Source organism: Bradyrhizobium sp. USDA 4472 (assembly GCF_054058595.1).
Genome location: NZ_JBSSAM010000001.1, coordinates 693402 through 713154, shown reverse-complemented (window position 1 = coordinate 713154; position 19753 = coordinate 693402). Strand labels below are relative to the sequence as shown.

Below are 19753 nucleotides of genomic sequence, written 5' to 3'. Positions count from 1 at the left end.
ATGCGCTTCATCGAAACCTGGATTCCCGCAACGCTGGTCTCGACGCGCGATCTGTCGCCCGGCATCCGCGAATTCCTGATCAGGCCCGACCAGTTTGATGGCGCCGCCTATCCGGTCGGCAGCCACATCAATGTCAGCGTCACCATCCACGGCCAGCCGGAGACGCGGTCCTATTCACTGGTCGGTGAAGCGAGCCCGCAAGGCTACAGGATCGCGGTGCGCCGCGCCGAGGATTCCCGTGGCGGCTCGCGCTACATGTGGCAGCTGGCGCCGGGCGCGCGGCTCGACATCACGCGGCCGGCGTCGCTCGTCGCGGTCGACTGGGAGCGCGAAAACTATTGCCTGATCGCCGGCGGCATCGGCATCACCCCGATCCTCGGCGCTGCGCAGGCGCTGGCGCGCCGTGGATCGAAGGTCGCGCTGCACTATGCCGTGCGCGGGCGTGCGGATGGCGCCTATCTCGATGACCTCGCAAGCCTGCTGGGTGATCGGCTGGTGGTCCATGCCAGCGACGAAGGCAAGCGGCTCGATCTCGAGGCGCTGTTCGCCTCGCTGCCGAAGGGCACGCTTGCGCTGTTCTGCGGCCCGATGCGCATGCTCGATGCCGCCCGCCACGCCTGGATCGGCGCCGGCCATCCGCTGTCAGATCTGCGCTACGAGACCTTCGGCTCCAGCGGCTCGCTGCCGACCGAGGCCTTTCGCGTGCGCCTGAAGGACACCGATGTGGAGCTCGAGATTCCGCGCGAGCGTTCGATGCTCGACGTGCTCAACGCCAGCGGCTTTGAGGTGATATCCGACTGCAAGCGGGGCGAATGCGGCCTCTGCGCCATCGACGTCGTCGCCGTCGACGGCGAGATCGACCATCGCGACGTCTTCTTCAGCGATCACCAGAAGCAAAGCAACGCGAAGATCTGCGCCTGCGTCTCGCGGGCGAGGGGCACGATCACGGTGGACACGCTGCTGCGGGCCGATGCGGTGTGAGACGGAGCGTGATGTCTTGAAACCAAATGGATTCAGCTAGCAGCGACGCTCTCTCCGTTCAGACCAGATGGACAACCTCTTGAGAGACCACACCTAGCCCTCCCGCACAAGGGGGGGAGGGAACGCACCTTCGTCCGAGATGGACTCGTCTCATCATTACCTACGCCGCGAAAATCGCCCGGAGCTTCCTCGCGGCAAGCAGCGCCTGCACGGCATCGGCCGACACCGGCCGGCCGATCAGATAGCCCTGCACCTCGTCGCAAGCGAACTGCCTGAGATAGTCGAGCTGGTCGGCGGTCTCGACGCCCTCCGCGACCACGCCGATGTTGAGGTCGCGCGCCAGCGAGATCACCGACTTGACGATCGCCGCGCAGTCCGGCTGCACCAGCATGTCGCGGATGAAGGACTGGTCGATCTTGATGCGGCTGAACGGCAGCTTGCGCAAATAGGTCAGCGAGGAGAAGCCGGTGCCGAAATCATCCAGCGCCACCGTGGCGCCGAGCTCCAGCAGCGCGTTCAGGACCGAGGCGACCGAGCCGTATTTCGACAGCAGCATCGATTCCGTGATCTCGATCTCGAGCCTGTCAGGCGCGACCCTGGCATCTGCCAGTGCCTGAACGATGGTCTGGAGAATGCCGGTGTTGTGAAACTGCGCCGCCGAGAAGTTGACGGCAACGCGGATGTCTTCCGGCCAGTCTGCAAGCGTCGCGCAGGCGCGCCTGATCACCCATTCGCCGATTTCGTGGATCAGACCGGTTTCTTCCGCGATCGGGATGAACTCGCTCGGCGGCACCAGGCCGCGCGTGGGATGCTGCCAGCGCAATAGCGCCTCGAAACCGGTGATGCGGTTCTTGCCGAGATCGAGGAACGGCTGGAACACCAGAAACAGCTCGTCGCGCGCGACGGCGCCGGCGAGGTCCGCCTGCAACGCCTTGCGGTCGCGCGAGACCTTGTCGTCGGCCTCCTCGAAGAAGCAGATGGTGGCGGGGCCCGCCTTCTTGGCGCGATAGAGCGCGGCGTCGGCATTCTTCATGATGTCGAGCGGCGTGTTGCCGTCGCGCGGTGCCAGCACGATGCCGACGCTGGTTGCACCTGATATCTCGCAGCCCTCGATCGGGAACGGTTCGTTGAAGGCCGCGACGAAGCGCTCGGCGATCTCGAGCGCATCCTCGGGCCGCGTCATGTTGGCCATCACCAGCGCGAACTCGTCGCCGCCGATCCGCGCGACATGCTCGGCCGCGCGCGTGCAGCGTTGCAGGCGATTTGCGACCTGGACCAGGAATTCGTCGCCGGCGGGATGTCCGAAGCGGTCGTTGACCTCCTTGAAGCGGTCGAGGTCGAGCAGCAGCACCGCAAATTCCTCGCCTGACAGCGCGAGCCGCTTCAAGGCGGCATCGAGCGTCTCGTTGAAGGCGACGCGGTTGGACAGTTGCGTCAGCGGGTCCTGCCGCACCGTGCGCTCGGCCTCGATCTGCCGCATCACGCGCCGGGCGAAGGTGAACGAATTGACGAAAACGCCGCGCAGCAGCACGCTGCCATAGACCACGACGAGGAAGGCGATCAGCAGGAAGGCGAGGTCGCCGTTTCGGCTGAGGCAAATGGCGATGCCGACGAAGATGGGCGCGGTGAACGCGATGGCCGCGATCGGGATGGTGGCAAAGGCGAGCGCGCCGCCGGCCAGCATGCCTGCGCACAGGCACGTAATGACGAGCTGGCCGCCGCTGGACGCATCCGCGAAGAAGGCGGCGGGCACGATGCCCCAGGCGATGCCAAGCACGAAGGCGTTGCGCACCAGCCGATGGATGGCGCGGCGGGAGACGAATTGCGGTTTTGTGATCCTGCGCGAAGCATGCGACTGCACGCCGAACGCGATCGCGGCGCCCGCGACGATGACGGCCCAGACCAACACGAAGGTCCGGTCGGGCGACGGCCACAGCGCAATCGCGAGTACGATGGCATTGCAGGCGTTGGCCAGCATGATTCCGCGCGAATAGCCCAGCACCAGCGACATCTGTTCGGCGCGGATATGCCCGGCAACGGTTTCGTCGGTTGCGGGACCGCCGAAGGCTGACAGATCGCCGGCAAACAGCCGCGCCACATAATTGGTGAGGTGAGTCCGCATTCCAGGGCCTGCAGCAAGGGCCGTTTGTCCGGCTCGGTCCCGAGAGTTCTCCGCAAACCTTTGACGAAATGTGAATTATCCCCGCTTGCCACGGGCTCCGTGACCACTTCGGTGTGTTCGGGTCATCGTATCGATAACAAATCGATACAAATGCGGTGCAGGCGACGGGATGGAACTTGCTCTCCGCCTTTTTACAGGAAGTCGTCATGCCCGGGCTGTCCCGGGCATCCACGGAGTTTGTATCGCGAAGGGAGCGCGTGGACGGCCGGGTCGAGCCTGATGACGCTGGGGAGGTTTCGGTGCTCGGCCTGACTCAGCGCCCCAGCTGCTTCGGATCGTAGAAGAACCGCTCCTCGATCAGCTCATCGCCCCGCCAGGTCTGCCAGGCGATCTCTTCAAGCGTGCGCGTGACGCCTTCGGCATTGGTGAAGCTGAAGATCCAGCGCGAGGCGACATTGTCGCCCTCGATCAGGCTCGGCCCGATGCGGACCGCTTTGACCTGCTTCGACGCCGCCAGCACGCCGCGCTCCTTGGCGACGAGGTTGTCGCGGCCGACCGTCGGCGCGGTGTTGTTCTCGTAGGTGACGGCGTCGGGCGCATAGAATTGCTCGATCGCGCCGACGAAATCCCCGACCTCCAGACGCTGCGCAAAGGCTTCGACGATCTCACGGCTCGGCATGCGGCACCTCTTGATAAAACCGACTGTTGGTCGGTAAATACCGACCAGTGGTCGAAAAGTCAACTGGTGGCGCGGGGCGAATTGGATTAGGGAATCATCAGATCAGATCGACGTGCGACCGCGAAGGAGGTCGGCTCCCTCCCCCGCAAGCGGGAGAGGTTGAGCGAGCCTGCGGCCCGATCTGCGCGAGACAGGAACAGCATGGCAAAGCAGGCGGAACGGCGGGCGGCGACCTCGGAGGCGATCCTGGCGGCGGCGCGAAGGCTGTTCGGGACGCGGGGCTTTGCCGCGACCACGATGGACGAGATTGCGGGAGGCGCCGGCATCGCCAAGGGCGCGGTCTATCATCACTTCAAGACCAAGGAGGCGGTGTTCGAAGCGGTGTTCGACCTCGTCTCGCGTGATCTCGTGATCGAGATCGACAGCGCCGCGCGGGCCGAGAAGGACGTGCTCGCCGCGATGGTCGCCGGCACCCAGCATTATTTTGCCGCGACCGCCAAGGGCCCGACCGGCCAGATCATCCTGCGCGATGGACCCGCCGTGCTCGGCTGGGAGCGTTGGCGCGAGATTGACGCCAAGCACTTCGGCGGCAAGATGCCGCGCGCGTTGTCGGCCGCGATGGAGGCCGGCCTGATCGCAAAGCAGCCGGTCGAGCCGCTGGCACGGCTGCTGCTCGGCGCAGTGACGGAGGCCGCGGTGGCCTGCGCCGGCCACGCCGATATCGCAAGGCCCGGCGCGGAATACGCCCGTGCGTTCAAGTCGCTGGTCGAGGCGCTGCGTGTCGCTGCATGATTGTGCTAGTGATAAGCCGGAAACGCCCACATCAACAAGAAGAACAATAGCGCATGAACGCAAATTCCGCCCTCGCACCATCTGATCCTGAATTCGACTACATCATCGTCGGTGCCGGCTCGGCCGGTTGCGTGCTTGCAAACCGCCTGTCGGCGAACGGCAAGCACAGCGTGCTGCTGCTGGAAGCCGGACCAAGGGATTCCAACATCTGGATCCACGTGCCGCTCGGCTACGGCAAGCTGTTCAAGGAGAAGACCGTCAACTGGATGTACCAGACCGAGCCGGAGCCCGAGCTGAAGGGGCGTCAGGTGTTCCAGCCGCGCGGCAAGACGCTGGGCGGATCGAGCTCGATCAACGGGCTGCTCTATGTGCGCGGCCAGCACGAGGATTACGATCGCTGGCGCCAGCACGGCAATGCCGGCTGGGGCTATGACGACGTGCTGCCCTATTTCAAGAAAGCGGAGAACCAGACGCGCGGCGCCGATCAATATCACGGCACCGGCGGTCCGCTGCCGGTCTCCAACATGATCGTGACCGATCCGCTGTCGAAAGCCTTCATCGACGCCGCGGTCGAAACCGGACTGCCCTACAACCCTGACTTCAATGGCGCCACGCAGGAGGGCGTCGGCCTGTTTCAGACCACCACGCGCAACGGCCGCCGCGCCTCGACGGCGGTGGCCTATCTCGGCCCCGCGAAGACGCGCGGCAATCTCAGGATCGAAACCGAGGCGCTCGGCCAGCGCGTGCTGTTCGAGGGCCGCCGCGCGGTCGGCGTCGAATACCGGCAAGGTGCGAACGTGCGCCGCGCGCGGGCGCGGAAAGAGGTCGTGCTGTCGAGCGGGGCCTACAATTCGCCGCAGCTGTTGCAGCTCTCCGGCGTCGGCCCCGCCGATCTCCTGCGCAAGCATGGCATTGACGTGGTGCTGGATGCGCAGGGCGTCGGCCACGATCTCCAGGACCACATGCAGGTCCGCATCGTGATGCGCTGCTCGCGGAAGATCACGCTCAACGACACCGTCAATCATCCGCTCCGCCGCACTCTCGCCGGCGCGCGCTATGCGCTGTTCCGCAAAGGCTGGCTGACGATCGCAGCCGGAACTGCGGGCGCCTTCTTCAAGACCAATCCGCGGCTGGCCTCGCCCGACATCCAGGTTCACTTCCTGCCGTTCTCGACCGACAAGATGGGCGAGCGGCTGCATGATTTTTCCGGATTCACGGCCTCGGTGTGCCAGCTCCGGCCCGAGAGCCGCGGCTCTTTGCGCATCAAAAGCGCGGACCCGACCGTGCCCCCGGAAATCCGCATCAACTACATGTCGACCGAAACCGACCGCACCACCAATGTCGAAGGCATCAAGATCCTGCGCAAGATCCTGAACGCGCCGGCGCTGAAGCCGTTCGTGGTCAGCGAGTACGATCCCGGGGCGAAGGTATCCACGGACGCGGAGATCCTGGATTATTGCCGCGAGCGTGGCAGCACCATCTACCATCCGACCTCGACCTGTCGTATGGGCAACGATGCGCTCGCGGTGGTGGACCAGCGGCTGAAGGTGAGGGGGCTCGAGGGCCTTCGCGTCGTCGACGGCTCTGTCATGCCGGACCTCGTGTCGGGGAACACCAACGCGCCGATCATCATGATCGCGGAAAAGGCGTCGGACATGATATTGCAGGATGCGCGGTAAAACCCGCGTCTGAAGAGGAATGGACGTGGCTACGCCTTTCAAGATCGGCACCCGCAAGAGCGCGATGGCGCTGGCCCAGACGGAAGAGATCGCGCGGCGCCTGACATCAGCCGTATCAGGTCTCGACGTCGAGATCGTCAAGTTCGACACTACGGGCGATCTGGACCAGACCAGCAAGCTGCTGCCCCATGGCGGCAAGGGCGGCGCCTTCGTGGCGCAGATCCGCGCCGCGGTGCTGTCGGGCGAGCTCCAGGCCGCGATGCATTCGCTGAAGGACATGCCGGGCAATGAAGACACGCCCGGCCTCGTCATCGGCGCCACGTTGTCACGCGATCCGCCCGGCGATGCCCTGGTGCTGCGCGAGGGCGTGACGCTGGACGCGCTACGCCGGTCCGGCGGCAAGGGTTTCAAGATCGGCACCAACGCCGTGCGCCGTGCGGCGTACGCGCGGCGGTTGTTTCCCGAGGTCGAAGTGATCCACTTCCGCGGCGCAGCCGATACGCGCGTGCGAAAGCTCGATAACAGCGAGCTGCAGAAGCTGCCGGACGGCGGTGCGGTCGGGCCAGCGGATGCGTTGATCATGGCGCGCTCCGGCCTCGATCGCGTCGGCTTATCCAGCCGCATCGCCTATGAGTTCACCGCCGCGGAGATGTTGCCGGCGGCAGGGCAGGGCATCGTCGCCGTCGAATGTGCCGCGCGGGACTGGGAGACGCGGCAAATCCTGTCATCGATCGACGATCCCGCTGCGCACGCCTGCGCCGATGCGGAGCGCGAAGTGCTGTGGGTGCTGAACGGTCACTGCAATTCGCCGGTGGCGGGCTTCTCGACCATCGCAGGCGACCAGATGTCGCTGACGGCCTCCGTGCTCGACCTCTCCGGCAACACCATCATCGAAGCCTCGCGCACGGGCCCCGCCAATCGGCCGCGCGAACTCGGTCGTAGCGTCGGACTGGATCTACTGGACAAGGGCGCCGCCGAGATCATCGAGCGCAGCCGGCCGCGATAGGGCGTGAAGTCACTGTCGCCGATGATGCCATCGTGCGCCTGTTTTGCCCGACGAGTCAAACGTCGTCTCTGCAGGGCTTATGAGAGCCCGAAGCGAATTCCTCAACGATTTGTACTGTGCATGGGGTTGTTTTCGCGTTCGTGTGCGGACTCAAGGGCGGCACAAATTATCCGCGCACGCGCCTGATCATCTGCTCGACATGGGCGATCGGCGTCTCCGGCTGGATGCCGTGGCCGAGATTGAAGATGAAGCGCCCTTGCGCAAAGTTCGCCAGCACGTCGTCGACCGCGCGGTCGAGCGCCGCGCCGCCCGTGATCAGCGCCAGCGGATCGAGATTGCCCTGTACGGCGACCTTGCTCTGTACGCGCTCGCGGATGAAGGCGGGCTCGGCCGTCCAGTCGATGCTGACCGCATTGACGCCGGTCGCCTCGACGTAACCAGGCAATTGCGCGCCGGCACCGCGCGGGAAGCCGATGATCTTCGCGTCAGGCACTTTCGCGCGCACGCCTTCGACGATGCGCCGCGTCGGCTCGGTCGACCAGCGCGCGAACTCGGCCGGAGGCAGCATGCCGGCCCAGGTGTCGAAGATCTGCAGCGCGTTGGCGCCGGCCCCGAGCTGTGCCAGCAGGTAGCGGATCGAGTTCTCGACCAGCACGTCGATGATCTTCGCGAACGCCTCCGGATGCCGATAGGCCATCATGCGCGCCGGCGCCTGGTCGGGCGTACCGTGGCCCGCGACCATGTAGGTCGCAACCGTCCACGGCGCGCCGCAGAAGCCGATCAGCGCAATGTTCGGATCAAGCGCGCCGCGCACGATCTGCAGCGCCTCGAACACCGGCGCGAGCTTGCCGAAATCGGCCTGCGCGGCGAGGCTTGCGACCTTGGCGGGTTCATCCAGCGGCTCGAGCCGCGGACCCTCGCCGACCTCGAAGCGCACGGAACGGCCCAGCGCGTACGGGATCACGAGAATGTCGGAGAAGATGATCGCGGCATCGAAGCCGAACCGGCGGATCGGCTGCAGCGTGACTTCGGCGGCGAGCGCCGGATTGAAGCAGAGATCGAGGAAGCCGCCGGCCTTGGCGCGCAACTCGCGATATTCAGGCAGGTAGCGGCCGGCCTGCCGCATCATCCAGAGGGGCGGGACGGCTTGGCGCTGGCCGGAGAGCACGTCGATGAACGGCTTTGTCGCAGACTGTGGCACTGGCAATCCTGATGCAGATTTGGAGTTCCTGATACACCGCCAGAGGCTGGAGCGGAACAGGGGAACCAGCGCAAATGCGCCGCGTTGATCCCGCCAATGGAGGAAGAATTCCATGGCCCAGACATTCAATCCCGCGCCGCACGACAAGCACGCTGACGACTTGCGCGAAGCGCTCGCCGCAGATCGCCACGCCAAGCTCGACACCGGGCTGGAAGATACTTTCCCCGCTTCCGATCCCGTCAGCGCCACCCAGCCGACACCGTCGAAGGCTGACGCCGATGCCGACAATCCCTCGCTCTGGGACAAGGTCAAGTCGATCTTCAGCTAGATCGGCCGGTTTCCGATAGGCTTGCTAACACCTTGTTAGTGATCCGCCGAGGCCCCGGTCCGTAGGAGTACGGAAAAACCCGTAGATCAGTGCGAATCCCGGCGCGCGCTTCAGGGTTCACTAAGACAAGCGGCAGAGTTTCCCTCTGTTGGAGATTCCTGTCGCATGAACGTCGTCTCACAGAGAGCCGGATGGAGCCGCCTGCCGTTGCGGGCGGCCGCGTTCGTCGTGCTCACCTGCGTGGCGATCCTCGGTGTCAGCGGCTGGCGTGAATGGGCCGCGCGGGACGCGGTGCTCAAGGGCGCCGAGACCGAGAGGGCGAACGTCGCCCGCTCCCTGACACAGCATGCCGAAGACAGCCTTGATCTGCTGGACTCCGGCGTCGTCGGCGTCGTCAGCCGTCTTGAGATGGATGGCGCCGATGCCGTCACGATCGGCAAGCTGCGCAACCTGCTCGAGGCCCGCAAGAAGGCGATCGACCGCGTCCACAGCCTCGCCATCATCGATGACCAGGGCAACTGGCTGACCTCGCCCGGGACAATCGCCTCGACGCTCAGCGACGACGCCTTCTTCCGTCACCACCAGCTCTCGCCCAAGCGCGAGGCCTATGTCGGCCACCCCGTGAAGAGCCTCGTCGACGGCGAATGGGTCGTGACCCTGTCGCGCCGCTTCAACAAGCCGGACGGCAGCTTTGGCGGCGTGGTGCTCGCGGCCATCGGCTCGCGCTATCTGTCGCATTTCTACGAGCAGTTCGAGATCGGCCGCAACAGCTCCGTCACGCTGCTGTACGGCGACGGCTCGATCATCGCGCGCAACCCGAACAACGAGAAGTTCGTCGGCCGCAATCTCGGCGATGCGCCGCTGTTCCGCGACGCCAGCCTGCAATGGCCGAGCGGCGCCTATCATTTCACCTCGCCGCTGGATGGCGCGGAGCGCGTCAGCTTCTTCAAGCGCAGCGGCCGTTATCCGCTCGTGCTGCTCGCGACCGTCGACAGAGAGGAGCTGCTCGCGCCGTGGCGGGCTGCTGCGATCTCTCGCATGCTCTACGTGCTCGCGCTGGTGTTGCTGATTGCGATCATCGGCGCTGTACTCGTGCGGCAATTGCAGCGCGGCCAGCGCATGGCGGCGGCACTGGTCGAGAAGGAGGCGCATTTCCGCCTGCTCGCGGAAGGGTCCAGCGATATGGTCACCCGCATCGGGCTCGACGAGCGGCTGCGCTACGTGTCTCCGTCGTCCAACCGCGTTGTCGGCTGGCGTCCCAATCAGCTCATCGGCACCGACGCGCTCGCCGGAATTCATCCGGAGGACAGGCCGCACGTCCAGGCCATCGTCGACGCCATGAAGCGAGGCGACGCAGAAGAAGCGCGCATCACTTATCGCAACGCGCACCGGCAGAAATCCGAGGTCTGGCTGGAATCGACCATGCGCGTCACGCGCAAGGACAACGGCAATGTCGACGGCGTGGTCTCGATCTCGCGCGACATCACCGAGCAGAAGAACCTGGAGACACGACTCGAGACGCTCGCGATCGAGGACAGCCTCACCGGCCTCGCCAACCGGCGCCGGTTCGACGAGCGGCTGAAGGAGGAATGGGCGCGCGCCTATCGCGACCGCACGAGCCTTGGACTCCTGATGATCGATGTCGATCACTTCAAGGCCTACAACGACGAATATGGCCACCCTGCGGGCGACGCCTGCCTACGCGTGGTTGCCAAGATCATCGCGGCCGAGATGCAGCGGGCCGGCGATCTCGCGGCCCGCTATGGCGGCGAGGAGTTCGCCATGCTGCTGCCGAATACCGATGCCGCCGGCGGTGCCCGGATCGGCGAGCGGATCCGCAGCGCCGTCCACGGTGCGGGCCTCGTTCATGCCTCCAATCCGGCGGCGGCTTGCGTCACCGTCTCGGTCGGCGGTGCGGCCTGCCGGCCGGCCTTCGAACGCACCGCGGGCACGGGAGCGCTGGTCGAGGCCGCCGACCGCGCGCTCTACGCCGCCAAGGACGCCGGCCGCAACAGGCTGATGATGTCGGGCGAGGTCATGAACCTGATGGCCAAGGCTTCCGGCGAGTAGAAGGCATCCGGTCGGTAGGCGTGCTCAATAATGTGGCGGGCGCTCGTTGGTCGGGCCCGGCGCATTCGCCTCGGCCTCTTGCAGTCGCTCGCTGAGTTGCGCCAGTTGTCGCGTCAGCCCGTCGATCTGCTTCCATTGCGCGGTGATGGTCTGGTTCAGGGTCTCGATGGTATCGTCCTGATACGCAAGACGCGTCTCCAGCGTGTCGATGCGCTCGGCGAGGGCCTTGATCTCATTTGTCACGTGTCGCGTCCTTGTCCCGTTCGCGCAGACCAGTTTCCCGCAGGCCATGGCCGAGCGACACGCGCTCGTCGAATACGAAGCATTCGCCGCGCCAGCGGCTTTGCGCCTCAGGCACCTGTTCGAGATATTTCAGGATCCCGCCCTTGAGGTGGTAGACCTCGGCAAAGCCGCGAGCCAGCAGATGTGCGCTCGCCTTCTCGCAGCGGATGCCGCCTGTGCAGAACATCGCGATACGCCGGTGTTTTGCCGGATCGAGTTTCTCGGCGGCAAAATCCTTGAATTGGCCGAAGCTCTTGATCTCGGGGTCGACTGCGCCCTCGAATGTCCCCATTGCCACCTCGAAGGCGTTGCGGGTGTCGAGCACCAGCATGTCGGGTGAGGCGATCAGCGCGTTCCACTCCGTCGCCTCGACATAGGTGCCGACCCGCCGGGTCGGATCAGCGGCCGCATCGCCCAGCGTGACGATCTCCCTCTTCAGCCGCACCTTAAGCCGGCCGAACGGCATTGCTTCCGCGGTCGAGCACTTCAATTCGAGATTGTTCAGCCTGCCGCCAAACATCGCCCCTTGCGCTAGCTCCTGGGCGAAGGCGTCAATGGCGTCGCTCGCGCCCGCGATGGTGCCGTTGATGCCCTCCTGGGCCAGGAGCACGCTGCCCTTGAGCGACAGACCGGCACAGAACGCGCGCAGCGGCTCGCGCAGCTCGCGGTAATCGGGGAGGGCGGCGAATTGGTAGAAGGCGCAGACCTTGTAAGTCATGACGCCCGTTTATCAGGCGGCCCACGCTCAGAAAACCCGCAATGAGCAGGCCTATTCCCAGCGGATGGCAGCCATCTTCCTGGTATGCCAGCATTGCCCGGATGGGCCCGAATGTGTCATGTAACCCCGGTTTTTCCGGGATGGCGTGCCATCCGCGCCCACGGTCTGAGAGAGCAGGAATTCGATGAGAAATTTCCATTTCCCCGGCAGGTCCACGGTCCACGCCACCAACGCGATGGTGGCGACCTCGCATCCGCAGGCATCCCTTGCGGCGATCGAGGTGCTGCGCGAGGGCGGCACGGCGGTCGACGCGGCCGTCGCGGGCTCGGCGTTGCTCGGCGTGATCGAGCCGCAATCGACCGGCATCGGCGGCGACTGTTTTGCGCTGATCCAGCCGCGCGGCGAGGGCAGGATCATCGCCTATAACGGCTCCGGCCGCGCGCCGCAGGCGGCCAGCGCCGACTGGTATCTCGAGCGCAAGATCAACTCCGTGCCGTTGACGTCGGCGCATGCCGTTTCGATCCCCGGCGTGATCGATGCGTTCGCGACCGTACTGCGTGACCACGGCAAGTTCGGCTTCGACCGGCTGCTCCAGCCCGCGATCAAGGCGGCGGAAGAGGGCTACGTCGTCGCGCCTCGCATCGCATTCGATTGGAAGAACCAGTTCGAGAAGCTGAAGGGTGGCACCAACACCGTGCGTTACCTGCTGCCGGGCGGCAAGCCGCCGGTCGCCGGCGACGTCATTCGTCAGGCCGAGCTCGGCAACACGCTGCGCGCGATCGCGAAGGACGGCCGCGACGCCTTTTACAAGGGGCCGATCGCGGAGGACATGGTCGAGACCCTGCGCGGAATTGGCGGCCTGCACACCCTCGACGATTTCGCCGCGCACAGCACCGAGACGACGACGCCGATCGGCACCATGTACAAGGGCTACGACGTCTGGCAGTGCCCGCCGAACGGCCCAGGCCTCACTGCGCTGCTGATGCTCAACATCCTGTCGCGGTTCGACCTGACGAAGTATGCACCGCTCAGTATCGAACGCTTCCATCTCGAGGCGGAAGCCGCGCGCATCGCCTATATGCATCGCGAGCTGCACGTCGCCGATCCCGATCATATGCAGGTCGAAGTATCGAAGATCCTCGCCAGGGAATTCTGCGACGAGCACATCGCGAAGATCCGCATGGACGGCATGCTCGACCTGCCAAACGTCGCGCCCCCGATGAACCCCTCGACCATCTACATCACGGTCGTGGACAAGGACCGTAACGTCTGCTCGTTCATCAATTCAATCGCGCATTCCTTCGGCTCCGCGATCGTCTCGAACAAGACAGGCGTGCTGTTCCAGAATCGTGCCGGCGGCTTCCGCATCCAGCCCGGCCATCCCAATTGCATCGCCGGCGGCAAGCGGCCGCTGCACACGATCATGCCGAGCCTCATGACAAAGGGGGGCCGCTCGGTCATGCCGTTCGCCGTGATGGGTGGTCAGTACCAGCCCGTCGGCCAAACCCACGTCGTGACCAACATTCTCGATTATGGATGCGACGTGCAGGAGGCGATCGATATGCCGCGGGGCCTGCATTACGAGGGCCAGTATCAGCTCGAGGACAGCGTCCCGGCCGATATCGTCCAGGGCTTGAAGAAGCTCGGCCACAACACCGCCAGCGTGGTCGGCCCGCTCGGCGGGGCCCAGGCGATCTGGATCGACTGGGACAAGGGTACGTTGACTGGCGGTTCCGACCCGCGCAAGGACGGCTGCGCGCTCGGCTATTGATCCCGCGCGAGGTTCCTTCGCAAGCAGATCAGGAAAAGTTGACGGAGGGCGACGCGGCATTCGCTGTGCCCCCCTTTTCCGTTCGGAACGGAGCTCATGGCCCCTCGTTGACCGGCGGCGGCGCAGGCGTGCGCTGCTTTGTCTTCGAAGCAGCGGAGGCCGTCCATGTCCGACAATTCAAGTTCCCGGCTACCGGGATTCGATCGGCGCGCGTTCATGGCCGGCGCCGCAGGCAGCGCGCTTGTTCCGATGACCGCGCGAGCGGGCGCGCTGGACGCGCCGGCGCCCGTGGCGCAGGATCCGGCGCTCCACGTTGAGGTCACGCTGCGGGTGAACGGCCAGGACAAGCGCCTGAGCCTCGACCCGCGCACCACCGTGCTGGACGCGCTGCGCGAACATCTCAAGCTCACCGGCAGCAAGAAGGGTTGCGACCACGGGCAGTGCGGCGCGTGCACAGTGCTGATCGGTGAGCGGCGCGTGGTGTCGTGCCTGACGCTCGCACTGGCGGCCGAAGGGCAGGAGATCGCGACGATCGAAGGACTTGCCACCGGCGATCAGCTGCACCCGATGCAGCAGGCTTTTATCGATAACGATGCGTTCCAGTGCGGCTATTGCACGCCCGGCCAGATCATGTCTGCCGTCGCTTGCGTCAAGGAGGGACACGCGAGCAGCGATGCCGACATCCGCGAATATATGAGCGGCAACATCTGCCGCTGCGCCGCTTACCCGAACATCGTCGCCGCCGTGAAGCAGGCCGCGCCCGAGATCATGAAAGGCTAGGCGATGCGACCGTTTTCTTATCAGAGAGCGACGGACCCCGATATGGCCGTGAAGGCGCTCGGCGCCGCTGCGGCCGTCGACAATCCGCTGACCCGAGCCATGGTCCAGCCGCTCGCCGGCGGCACCACGCTGATCGACTTGATGAAGCTCGACGTCATGCGGCCTGCCGCAATCGTCGATATCAATCCGCTCGCGCAGGGCTGGTCGGCGATCGATCCGGGCGCTGCGGACCTGCGGCTTGGCGCGCTCGCAAAAATGTCTGACGTCGCCGCGAACGGCGAGATCCAGCGCAACTATCCGGTCATCGCCAACTCATTGAAGCTTGCGGCCAGCGCCCAGCTGCGCAACATGGCGACGCTCGGCGGTAACGTCTTGCAGCGGACGCGTTGCCCTTATTTCCGCGATGTCTCCTACGAGAATTGCAACAAGCGCAATCCCGGCTCCGGCTGTGCCGCGATGCACGGCGTCAACCGCATGCATGCGGTGCTCGGCGTTTCGGATCAGTGCATCGCCACCTATCCCGGCGATTTCGCTCAGGCGCTGATCGCGCTGGATGCCACGGTCGAGATTACCGACAGGTCCGGCACCCGCAGCATGCCCTTTGCAGAGCTGCACAAGGCACCCGGCAACACGCCCGAGATCGAGACCACACTACAATCGGGCGAGCTGATTTCAGCCTTCGTCGTTCCCGGCCGCTGGCCGCGCTCGGTCTACCTCAAGGCGCGCGATCGGCAATCGTACGAGTTCGCGCTCTCGTCAGCCGCGGTCGCACTCGATGTGCAGGACGGCGCGATCAAGGATGCGCGTGTCGCGCTGGGCGGTGTCGCGACGGTGCCGTGGCGGTCGCGCGAGGCGGAGGCGCTGCTGAAGGGACAGACCTTCGATGATGGTCTCGCAGAGCGCGCCGCCGAGGCTGCCTTCGCGGACGCCCGGGGGCGCCAATACAACGATTTCAAGATCGCGCTCGGCAAGCGCGTGGTGGCGCGCGCGCTCCAGCAGGCCGCAACGATGGAGATCTGACCATGACCGCAGCTGCTCCCGAGCCCAAGGCGAATATGGGCCAGCCCGTGCCGCGCTATGATGCGGTCGCAAAGGTTACGGGGCGCGCCACGTACGGGTCCGATATGCCGCTGGACAATCCGGCGTATGCGTTCCTGGTCACGAGCGCAATTGCCAGAGGCCGGATCAATAGTCTTGACCTCGACGATGCCAAACGCGTCCGTGACGTGATCGACATCATCACGCACGAGAACGCCCCTGATCTGAAGGAGTCGAAACTCTTCAGCAATGGCGGCTATGCAGGTACCACGATCCAGCCGCTGAAATCGACCGACATCGCGCATGACGGCGAGATCGTCGCCGTGGTCATTGCAGAGACCTACGAGGCGGCGCGTGAGGCCGCCAACCGTGTCAAGGTCAGCTACACCGCGGCCACCCCGAGCGCGAGCTTCGACTCGCCGGGAACGACGAAAGCCGCTGCGAAGGGGCAGAATGCGCAATTCAAGGAAGACCCGCAAGTCGGCGACTTCGCGAAGGCGTTCGACGAGGCCGAGGTGAAGGTCGATGCTGCCTACGAGACGCCGACGCAGCACCACAATCCGATGGAGCTGTTTTCGACGAGCTGTGTCTGGATGGGCGACGATCTCGTCATCTATGAGCCCAGCCAATACGTCTACGGTCTGAAGAACGGCGTGGCCGAGCAGCTTGGCATCGACGCTGACAAGGTGAGGGTGGTCAATCCCTATGTCGGCGGCGGCTTTGGCTCGCGCGGCTCCATGACGCCGCGGACCGCCATCATCGCCGGCATAGCGAAGCGGCTGAACCGGCCGATCAAGCTTGTCCCGACCCGCGACCAGGGCTTTACTATCGTGACCTATCGCGCCGAGACGCGGCATGGGATCAAGCTCGGCGCGAGCCGGGATGGGAAGCTGGTCGCCCTCAGGCACGAGGGCGCCGAAGTGTCCTCCCGCGCCGATCCCTATTGCGTCGGCGGCACCAAGACCACGACACGTCTCTATGCCTGCCCGAATGTCGACAGCCTGGTGTCGATCGTGCGTGCCGACCGCAACACGCCCGGCTTCATGCGCTCGCCGCCGGAGGTGCCCTATATGTTCGCGCTGGAGAGCGCGATGGATGAGCTCGCCGTCAAGCTCGACATGGACCCGATCGAGCTCCGTCGCGTCAACGACACGACCAGCGAGCCGATCGGTGGCAAGCCCTATACCTCCCGATCGCTGATGGAGTGTTTCGACGAGGCTGCGAAAGCTTTCGGCTGGTCGCAGCGCTCGGCGGCGCCGAAATCGATGTCAGATGGCGACTGGCTTATCGGCTATGGCTGCGCGGCGGCCTGCTACCCGACGCAGATGGCGCCATCGGCGGCGCGCGTGCGCCTCCAGCGTGATGGCCGCACCCGCGTCGAGATCGCCGGCCACGAGATCGGCACGGGCGCCTACACAGTCATCGCACAGACAGCGGCGGAGCGGCTCGGCGTTCCCCTGGACAAGGTGGCCGTCTTTGTCGGCGACAGCGACCTGCCGCCGGCTCCTGTCGCGGGCGGCTCCAACTCGACGGCCAGCACCTGCTCGGCAGTGATGATGGTGTGTGACCAGATCCGCCAGCGCCTGTTCAAGGCGGTGATGCCAAAGGAGAGTCTCACCGATAAGGCCAAGGAAACGGTTGGCATCGGCCGGACGCCGACGGTGCAGGCGACGAAGAGCGACCGTCCTCTCGATCTGGAGAAGGCCTTCAACGCACTTGGTGTCGGCGTTGTCGAGGAATATGGCGAGTGGAAACCGGAGGGTGCCCCGCCGGATTCCTTCAAGGCCATGCACGCTGGACATGCGCGGCTCGTCGGCGGCGCCGCGATGAAGGACAAGATCGCTTACGCCTTCGGGGCGGAGTTCGTCGAAGTCCGCGTCAACCGATTCACGCACGAGATCCGCGCGCCACGCCTGGTCGGCGCCTTCGCAGCCGGCCGTATCATGAATCCGCGCACGGCCCGCAGCCAGCTGATGGGAGGCCTGATCTGGGGCATGTCGTCGGCGCTGCTGGAAGCGACCGAGATCGACCAGCGTAATGCGCGTTACGTCAACGACAATCTTGCCGACTACCTCGTGCCCGTGAATGCCGACGTCGAAGGTGTCGAGGTGATCCTGCTCTCCGAGCAGGACGATCACATCAATCCGGCAGGGGCGAAGGGACTTGGCGAACTCGCCAATGTCGGGACCAATGCGGCCATCTGCAACGCGATCTATCACGCCACCGGCCAGCGCATCCGCAAGCTGCCGGTGCGGCTGGAAAATATCGAGGTTTGAGGGGTGGAAACGGCGTCGGGCTTGCGGTAGACACCTTCCGCCTCAAACGGAAGGTGTTCTATGCAGCGTTTTCAACGCGCACTCCTCGCCATCATCTCGGCACTCGCGATCACCCTGATCGGTAGCGTGTCGACGTTCGTCTCCACCACGGCATCGGCCCAGACCGCAGGAAAACCCATGACAACAGCTTCAGGCTTGCAAACCATCGACCATGTCGTCGGCACCGGCGCTTCGCCGAAGCCCGGCCAGATCTGCGTGATGCACTATACCGGCTGGCTCTACGAGAATGGCCAAAAGGGCAAGAAGTTCGATAGCTCCGTCGATCGCAACGAGCCGTTCGAATTCCCCATCGGCAAGGGCCGCGTCATCGCCGGCTGGGACGAGGGCGTCGCCACGATGAAGGTCGGCGGCAAGCGCACGCTGATCATCCCGCCGCAGCTCGGCTACGGCGCGCGCGGTGCCGGCGGCGTGATCCCGCCGAACGCGACGTTGATGTTCGACGTGGAATTGCTTGCGGTGAAGTGAGCCAAGATCGCCGCAAACAAAAAGACCGGCCTTGCGGCCGGTCTTTTCATTTCGGTTCAGTGCGTGTTATTCAGTCGAGCGACGTGCTGACGCCGCCGCGCGATCGATTGCATCCTTCGCTGCGTCCTTGGCATCACCCATCGCCTTCTGGCCCTTGCCCTTCACTTCCTGGACCGCGCCTTCGCCTTGCAGACGCTCGGAACCGGTGGCTTCACCGATGCCCTGCTTGGCCTTGCCGATGGCCTCGTTGGCGTTGCCCTTGATCTTGTCACTAGTGCTGCCCATGAAACTCTCCTTGCAGATTGCTCGCGAGAACAACGCCCGGCGGCCATGAGAGTTCCGAATTTGCTATGGCCTGCAGCCGAGGCATTGGTTAGTTTCGCCGGCACGGAACCAACAGAAAGAAAAGCCCATGACCGGCCATGACCATTCGCATTCCCACCATGACCACGATCATCATGACGATCGCTGGAAACATGACGGCGTGCGCGTCATTCCCGGTAACCAGCTCGATACCAATGTGCCCTCGACCGCAGGCATGGACCGCGCAGCTGCGATCAATTTCGCGCGCGTTGGCGCGCAGAAATTGTGGGCGGGCACCGTCAGCATCAAGCCCGCTGCCAAGACCGGCGCACATCACCACGGGCATCTGGAAAGTGTCATCTACGTGGTCAAGGGCAAGGCGCGGATGCGCTGGGGCGAGAGCCTGCAATTCACCGCCGAAGCCGGCCCCGGCGATTTCATCTTCGTGCCGCCCTACGTGCCGCACCAGGAGATCAATGCCAGCCCCGACGAGGTGCTGGAATGCGTGCTGGTCCGCAGCGACGGCGAGGCGGTCGCGATCAATCTCGACATCGAGCCGGTCGAGAAACCCGAGACCGTGCTGTGGGTCGATCCGATCCACCGGGATCCCAACGAGAAGAAGTAATGCTGGCGGCCGGCCGGCGGTCCGACAGACCTCCCAGCGCAAAAATGGCCAAAAAAGTCTCGGAAGGCGTGTCGGATGGGCGCCGGGCCATCCGTCCTTGGGCAGAACCCGCCCCAAGGAGCTTTCGATGGCCAGGATGATCTTCCTCAATCTGCCCGTGACCGACCTCAAGCGCGCGACTGCCTTTTACGAGGCGATCGGCGCGACCAGGAATCCGCAATTCAGTGACGACACGGCGAGCTGCATGGTGTTTTCCGAGACCATCCACGTGATGCTGACGATCCACGACAAATTCCGTCAGTTCACGCCGAAGCCGATCGCGGATGCCAAGACCTCGAACCAGGCGCTGTTCTGCCTGTCCGCCGATGGCCGCAACGAGGTCGACGATATCGTCGGCAAGGCCGAGGCCGCAGGCGGGATCGCCGATCCCGGTCCTGTTGACGAGTACGACTTCATGTACGGCCGCAGCTTTGAGGATCCGGATGGTCACATGTGGGGTGTGAACTGGCTGGACATGGCGGCCGTCCCGGCGAAGCCCGCCATGGCGAGCGCCTGATTGGAACCGGAAGAGGAGCAT

Annotated in this window: 19 protein-coding genes; 13 read left to right on the top strand and 6 right to left on the bottom strand. The window is 64.9% G+C overall.

Annotated features, from left to right (window positions below):
* Complete coding sequence (locus ACVWZ4_RS03375) at positions 1-981, top strand: PDR/VanB family oxidoreductase (RefSeq protein ID WP_456739848.1); 981 nt, start codon at positions 1-3, stop codon at positions 979-981.
* A gap of 160 nt (positions 982-1141) precedes the next feature.
* Here ACVWZ4_RS03375 and ACVWZ4_RS03370 read toward each other — a convergent pair whose 3' ends face one another.
* Together ACVWZ4_RS03370 and ACVWZ4_RS03365 are read right to left on the bottom strand one after the other, a co-directional pair.
* On the bottom strand, positions 1142-3103 hold the full coding sequence (locus tag ACVWZ4_RS03370) for a putative bifunctional diguanylate cyclase/phosphodiesterase (RefSeq protein ID WP_456739847.1): 1962 nt from the start codon (positions 3101-3103) through the stop codon (positions 1142-1144).
* A gap of 313 nt (positions 3104-3416) precedes the next feature.
* A complete protein-coding gene (locus tag ACVWZ4_RS03365) occupies positions 3417-3782 on the bottom strand; it encodes a YybH family protein (RefSeq protein WP_456701979.1) in 366 nt (121 codons plus the stop codon).
* 201 nt (positions 3783-3983) lie between these two features.
* On the opposite strand from ACVWZ4_RS03365, the gene ACVWZ4_RS03360 reads away from it, so the two are divergent.
* Genes ACVWZ4_RS03360 through hemC form a run of 3 tightly spaced genes read left to right on the top strand, consistent with a single transcriptional unit; the run spans position 3984 to position 7259 of the window.
* Positions 3984-4574, top strand: coding sequence for a TetR/AcrR family transcriptional regulator (locus ACVWZ4_RS03360; RefSeq protein WP_456739846.1), 591 nt, complete (start codon positions 3984-3986; stop codon positions 4572-4574).
* A 53-nt stretch (positions 4575-4627) separates the two neighbouring features.
* Positions 4628-6253 carry a GMC family oxidoreductase gene (locus ACVWZ4_RS03355; RefSeq protein ID WP_456737811.1) on the top strand — a complete coding sequence of 542 codons (1626 nt, stop codon included), beginning with the start codon at positions 4628-4630 and terminating at the stop codon, positions 6251-6253.
* A 25-nt stretch (positions 6254-6278) separates the two neighbouring features.
* Entirely contained in the window at positions 6279-7259 is a 981-nt protein-coding gene (gene hemC / locus ACVWZ4_RS03350) for a hydroxymethylbilane synthase (protein WP_456739845.1), read from the top strand.
* Between the two features lie 166 nt (positions 7260-7425).
* Here the strand turns inward: hemC and hemE are convergent, their stop codons facing one another.
* Positions 7426-8460: a uroporphyrinogen decarboxylase gene (gene hemE / locus ACVWZ4_RS03345; RefSeq protein ID WP_456738454.1), complete on the bottom strand. Its 1035-nt coding sequence runs from the start codon at positions 8458-8460 to the stop codon at positions 7426-7428.
* Positions 8461-8572: 112 nt separating this feature from the next.
* Between hemE and ACVWZ4_RS03340 the strand changes: the two genes are divergently transcribed.
* On the top strand, positions 8573-8788 hold the full coding sequence (locus ACVWZ4_RS03340) for a hypothetical protein (protein WP_456701984.1): 216 nt from the start codon (positions 8573-8575) through the stop codon (positions 8786-8788).
* A 165-nt stretch (positions 8789-8953) separates the two neighbouring features.
* Positions 8954-10858: a diguanylate cyclase gene (locus ACVWZ4_RS03335; protein WP_456701985.1), complete on the top strand. Its 1905-nt coding sequence runs from the start codon at positions 8954-8956 to the stop codon at positions 10856-10858.
* A gap of 24 nt (positions 10859-10882) precedes the next feature.
* Here the strand turns inward: ACVWZ4_RS03335 and ACVWZ4_RS03330 are convergent, their stop codons facing one another.
* Both ACVWZ4_RS03330 and trhO read right to left on the bottom strand, forming a co-directional pair.
* The gene (locus tag ACVWZ4_RS03330) at positions 10883-11101 is read right to left on the bottom strand and encodes a SlyX family protein (protein WP_456701986.1); all 219 of its coding nucleotides are present in this window, start codon (positions 11099-11101) and stop codon (positions 10883-10885) included.
* Positions 11091-11858 carry an oxygen-dependent tRNA uridine(34) hydroxylase TrhO gene (gene trhO, locus ACVWZ4_RS03325; RefSeq protein WP_456737814.1) on the bottom strand — a complete coding sequence of 256 codons (768 nt, stop codon included), beginning with the start codon at positions 11856-11858 and terminating at the stop codon, positions 11091-11093. The genes ACVWZ4_RS03330 and trhO overlap by 11 nt, the downstream gene beginning before the upstream one ends.
* 184 nt (positions 11859-12042) lie before the next feature.
* On the opposite strand from trhO, the gene ggt reads away from it, so the two are divergent.
* The 5 genes from ggt (at position 12043) to ACVWZ4_RS03300 (ending at position 18248) form a co-directional block, all read left to right on the top strand.
* On the top strand, positions 12043-13629 hold the full coding sequence (ggt, locus tag ACVWZ4_RS03320; RefSeq protein WP_456701988.1) for a gamma-glutamyltransferase: 1587 nt from the start codon (positions 12043-12045) through the stop codon (positions 13627-13629).
* Between the two features lie 216 nt (positions 13630-13845).
* Entirely contained in the window at positions 13846-14409 is a 564-nt protein-coding gene (locus ACVWZ4_RS03315; RefSeq protein ID WP_456701989.1) for a (2Fe-2S)-binding protein, read from the top strand.
* Positions 14410-14412: 3 nt separating this feature from the next.
* A complete protein-coding gene (locus tag ACVWZ4_RS03310; RefSeq protein ID WP_456739843.1) occupies positions 14413-15429 on the top strand; it encodes an FAD binding domain-containing protein in 1017 nt (338 codons plus the stop codon).
* Between the two features lie 2 nt (positions 15430-15431).
* Entirely contained in the window at positions 15432-17723 is a 2292-nt protein-coding gene (locus ACVWZ4_RS03305; RefSeq protein WP_456739842.1) for a xanthine dehydrogenase family protein molybdopterin-binding subunit, read from the top strand.
* A 60-nt stretch (positions 17724-17783) separates the two neighbouring features.
* On the top strand, positions 17784-18248 hold the full coding sequence (locus tag ACVWZ4_RS03300) for an FKBP-type peptidyl-prolyl cis-trans isomerase (protein ID WP_092227328.1): 465 nt from the start codon (positions 17784-17786) through the stop codon (positions 18246-18248).
* Positions 18249-18314: 66 nt separating this feature from the next.
* On the opposite strand, the gene ACVWZ4_RS03295 is transcribed toward ACVWZ4_RS03300, so the two are convergent.
* Complete coding sequence (locus ACVWZ4_RS03295; RefSeq protein ID WP_456701992.1) at positions 18315-18533, bottom strand: CsbD family protein; 219 nt, start codon at positions 18531-18533, stop codon at positions 18315-18317.
* Between the two features lie 127 nt (positions 18534-18660).
* Between ACVWZ4_RS03295 and ACVWZ4_RS03290 the strand changes: the two genes are divergently transcribed.
* Together ACVWZ4_RS03290 and ACVWZ4_RS03285 are read left to right on the top strand one after the other, a co-directional pair.
* Positions 18661-19176, top strand: a complete 516-nt coding sequence (locus tag ACVWZ4_RS03290; protein WP_456701993.1) for a cupin domain-containing protein — start codon at positions 18661-18663, stop codon at positions 19174-19176.
* A 127-nt stretch (positions 19177-19303) separates the two neighbouring features.
* On the top strand, positions 19304-19732 hold the full coding sequence (locus tag ACVWZ4_RS03285; protein ID WP_456739841.1) for a VOC family protein: 429 nt from the start codon (positions 19304-19306) through the stop codon (positions 19730-19732).
* The last annotated feature ends 21 nt before the right edge of the window (positions 19733-19753 follow it).

Coding starts and splice junctions, on each gene's coding strand:
- ACVWZ4_RS03305 (WP_456739842.1), top strand. CDS start 15,432: ATGACCGCAGCTGCTCCCGAGCCCAAGGCGAATATGGGCCAGCCCGTG.
- ACVWZ4_RS03355 (WP_456737811.1), top strand. CDS start 4,628: ATGAACGCAAATTCCGCCCTCGCACCATCTGATCCTGAATTCGACTAC.
- ACVWZ4_RS03285 (WP_456739841.1), top strand. CDS start 19,304: ATGGCCAGGATGATCTTCCTCAATCTGCCCGTGACCGACCTCAAGCGC.
- ACVWZ4_RS03335 (WP_456701985.1), top strand. CDS start 8,954: ATGAACGTCGTCTCACAGAGAGCCGGATGGAGCCGCCTGCCGTTGCGG.
- ACVWZ4_RS03365 (WP_456701979.1), bottom strand. CDS start 3,782: ATGCCGAGCCGTGAGATCGTCGAAGCCTTTGCGCAGCGTCTGGAGGTC.
- ACVWZ4_RS03290 (WP_456701993.1), top strand. CDS start 18,661: ATGACCGGCCATGACCATTCGCATTCCCACCATGACCACGATCATCAT.
- ACVWZ4_RS03375 (WP_456739848.1), top strand. CDS start 1: ATGCGCTTCATCGAAACCTGGATTCCCGCAACGCTGGTCTCGACGCGC.
- ACVWZ4_RS03310 (WP_456739843.1), top strand. CDS start 14,413: ATGCGACCGTTTTCTTATCAGAGAGCGACGGACCCCGATATGGCCGTG.
- ggt (WP_456701988.1), top strand. CDS start 12,043: ATGAGAAATTTCCATTTCCCCGGCAGGTCCACGGTCCACGCCACCAAC.
- ACVWZ4_RS03340 (WP_456701984.1), top strand. CDS start 8,573: ATGGCCCAGACATTCAATCCCGCGCCGCACGACAAGCACGCTGACGAC.
- ACVWZ4_RS03300 (WP_092227328.1), top strand. CDS start 17,784: ATGCAGCGTTTTCAACGCGCACTCCTCGCCATCATCTCGGCACTCGCG.
- trhO (WP_456737814.1), bottom strand. CDS start 11,858: ATGACTTACAAGGTCTGCGCCTTCTACCAATTCGCCGCCCTCCCCGAT.
- ACVWZ4_RS03295 (WP_456701992.1), bottom strand. CDS start 18,533: ATGGGCAGCACTAGTGACAAGATCAAGGGCAACGCCAACGAGGCCATC.
- ACVWZ4_RS03360 (WP_456739846.1), top strand. CDS start 3,984: ATGGCAAAGCAGGCGGAACGGCGGGCGGCGACCTCGGAGGCGATCCTG.
- ACVWZ4_RS03315 (WP_456701989.1), top strand. CDS start 13,846: ATGGCCGGCGCCGCAGGCAGCGCGCTTGTTCCGATGACCGCGCGAGCG.
- ACVWZ4_RS03370 (WP_456739847.1), bottom strand. CDS start 3,103: ATGCGGACTCACCTCACCAATTATGTGGCGCGGCTGTTTGCCGGCGAT.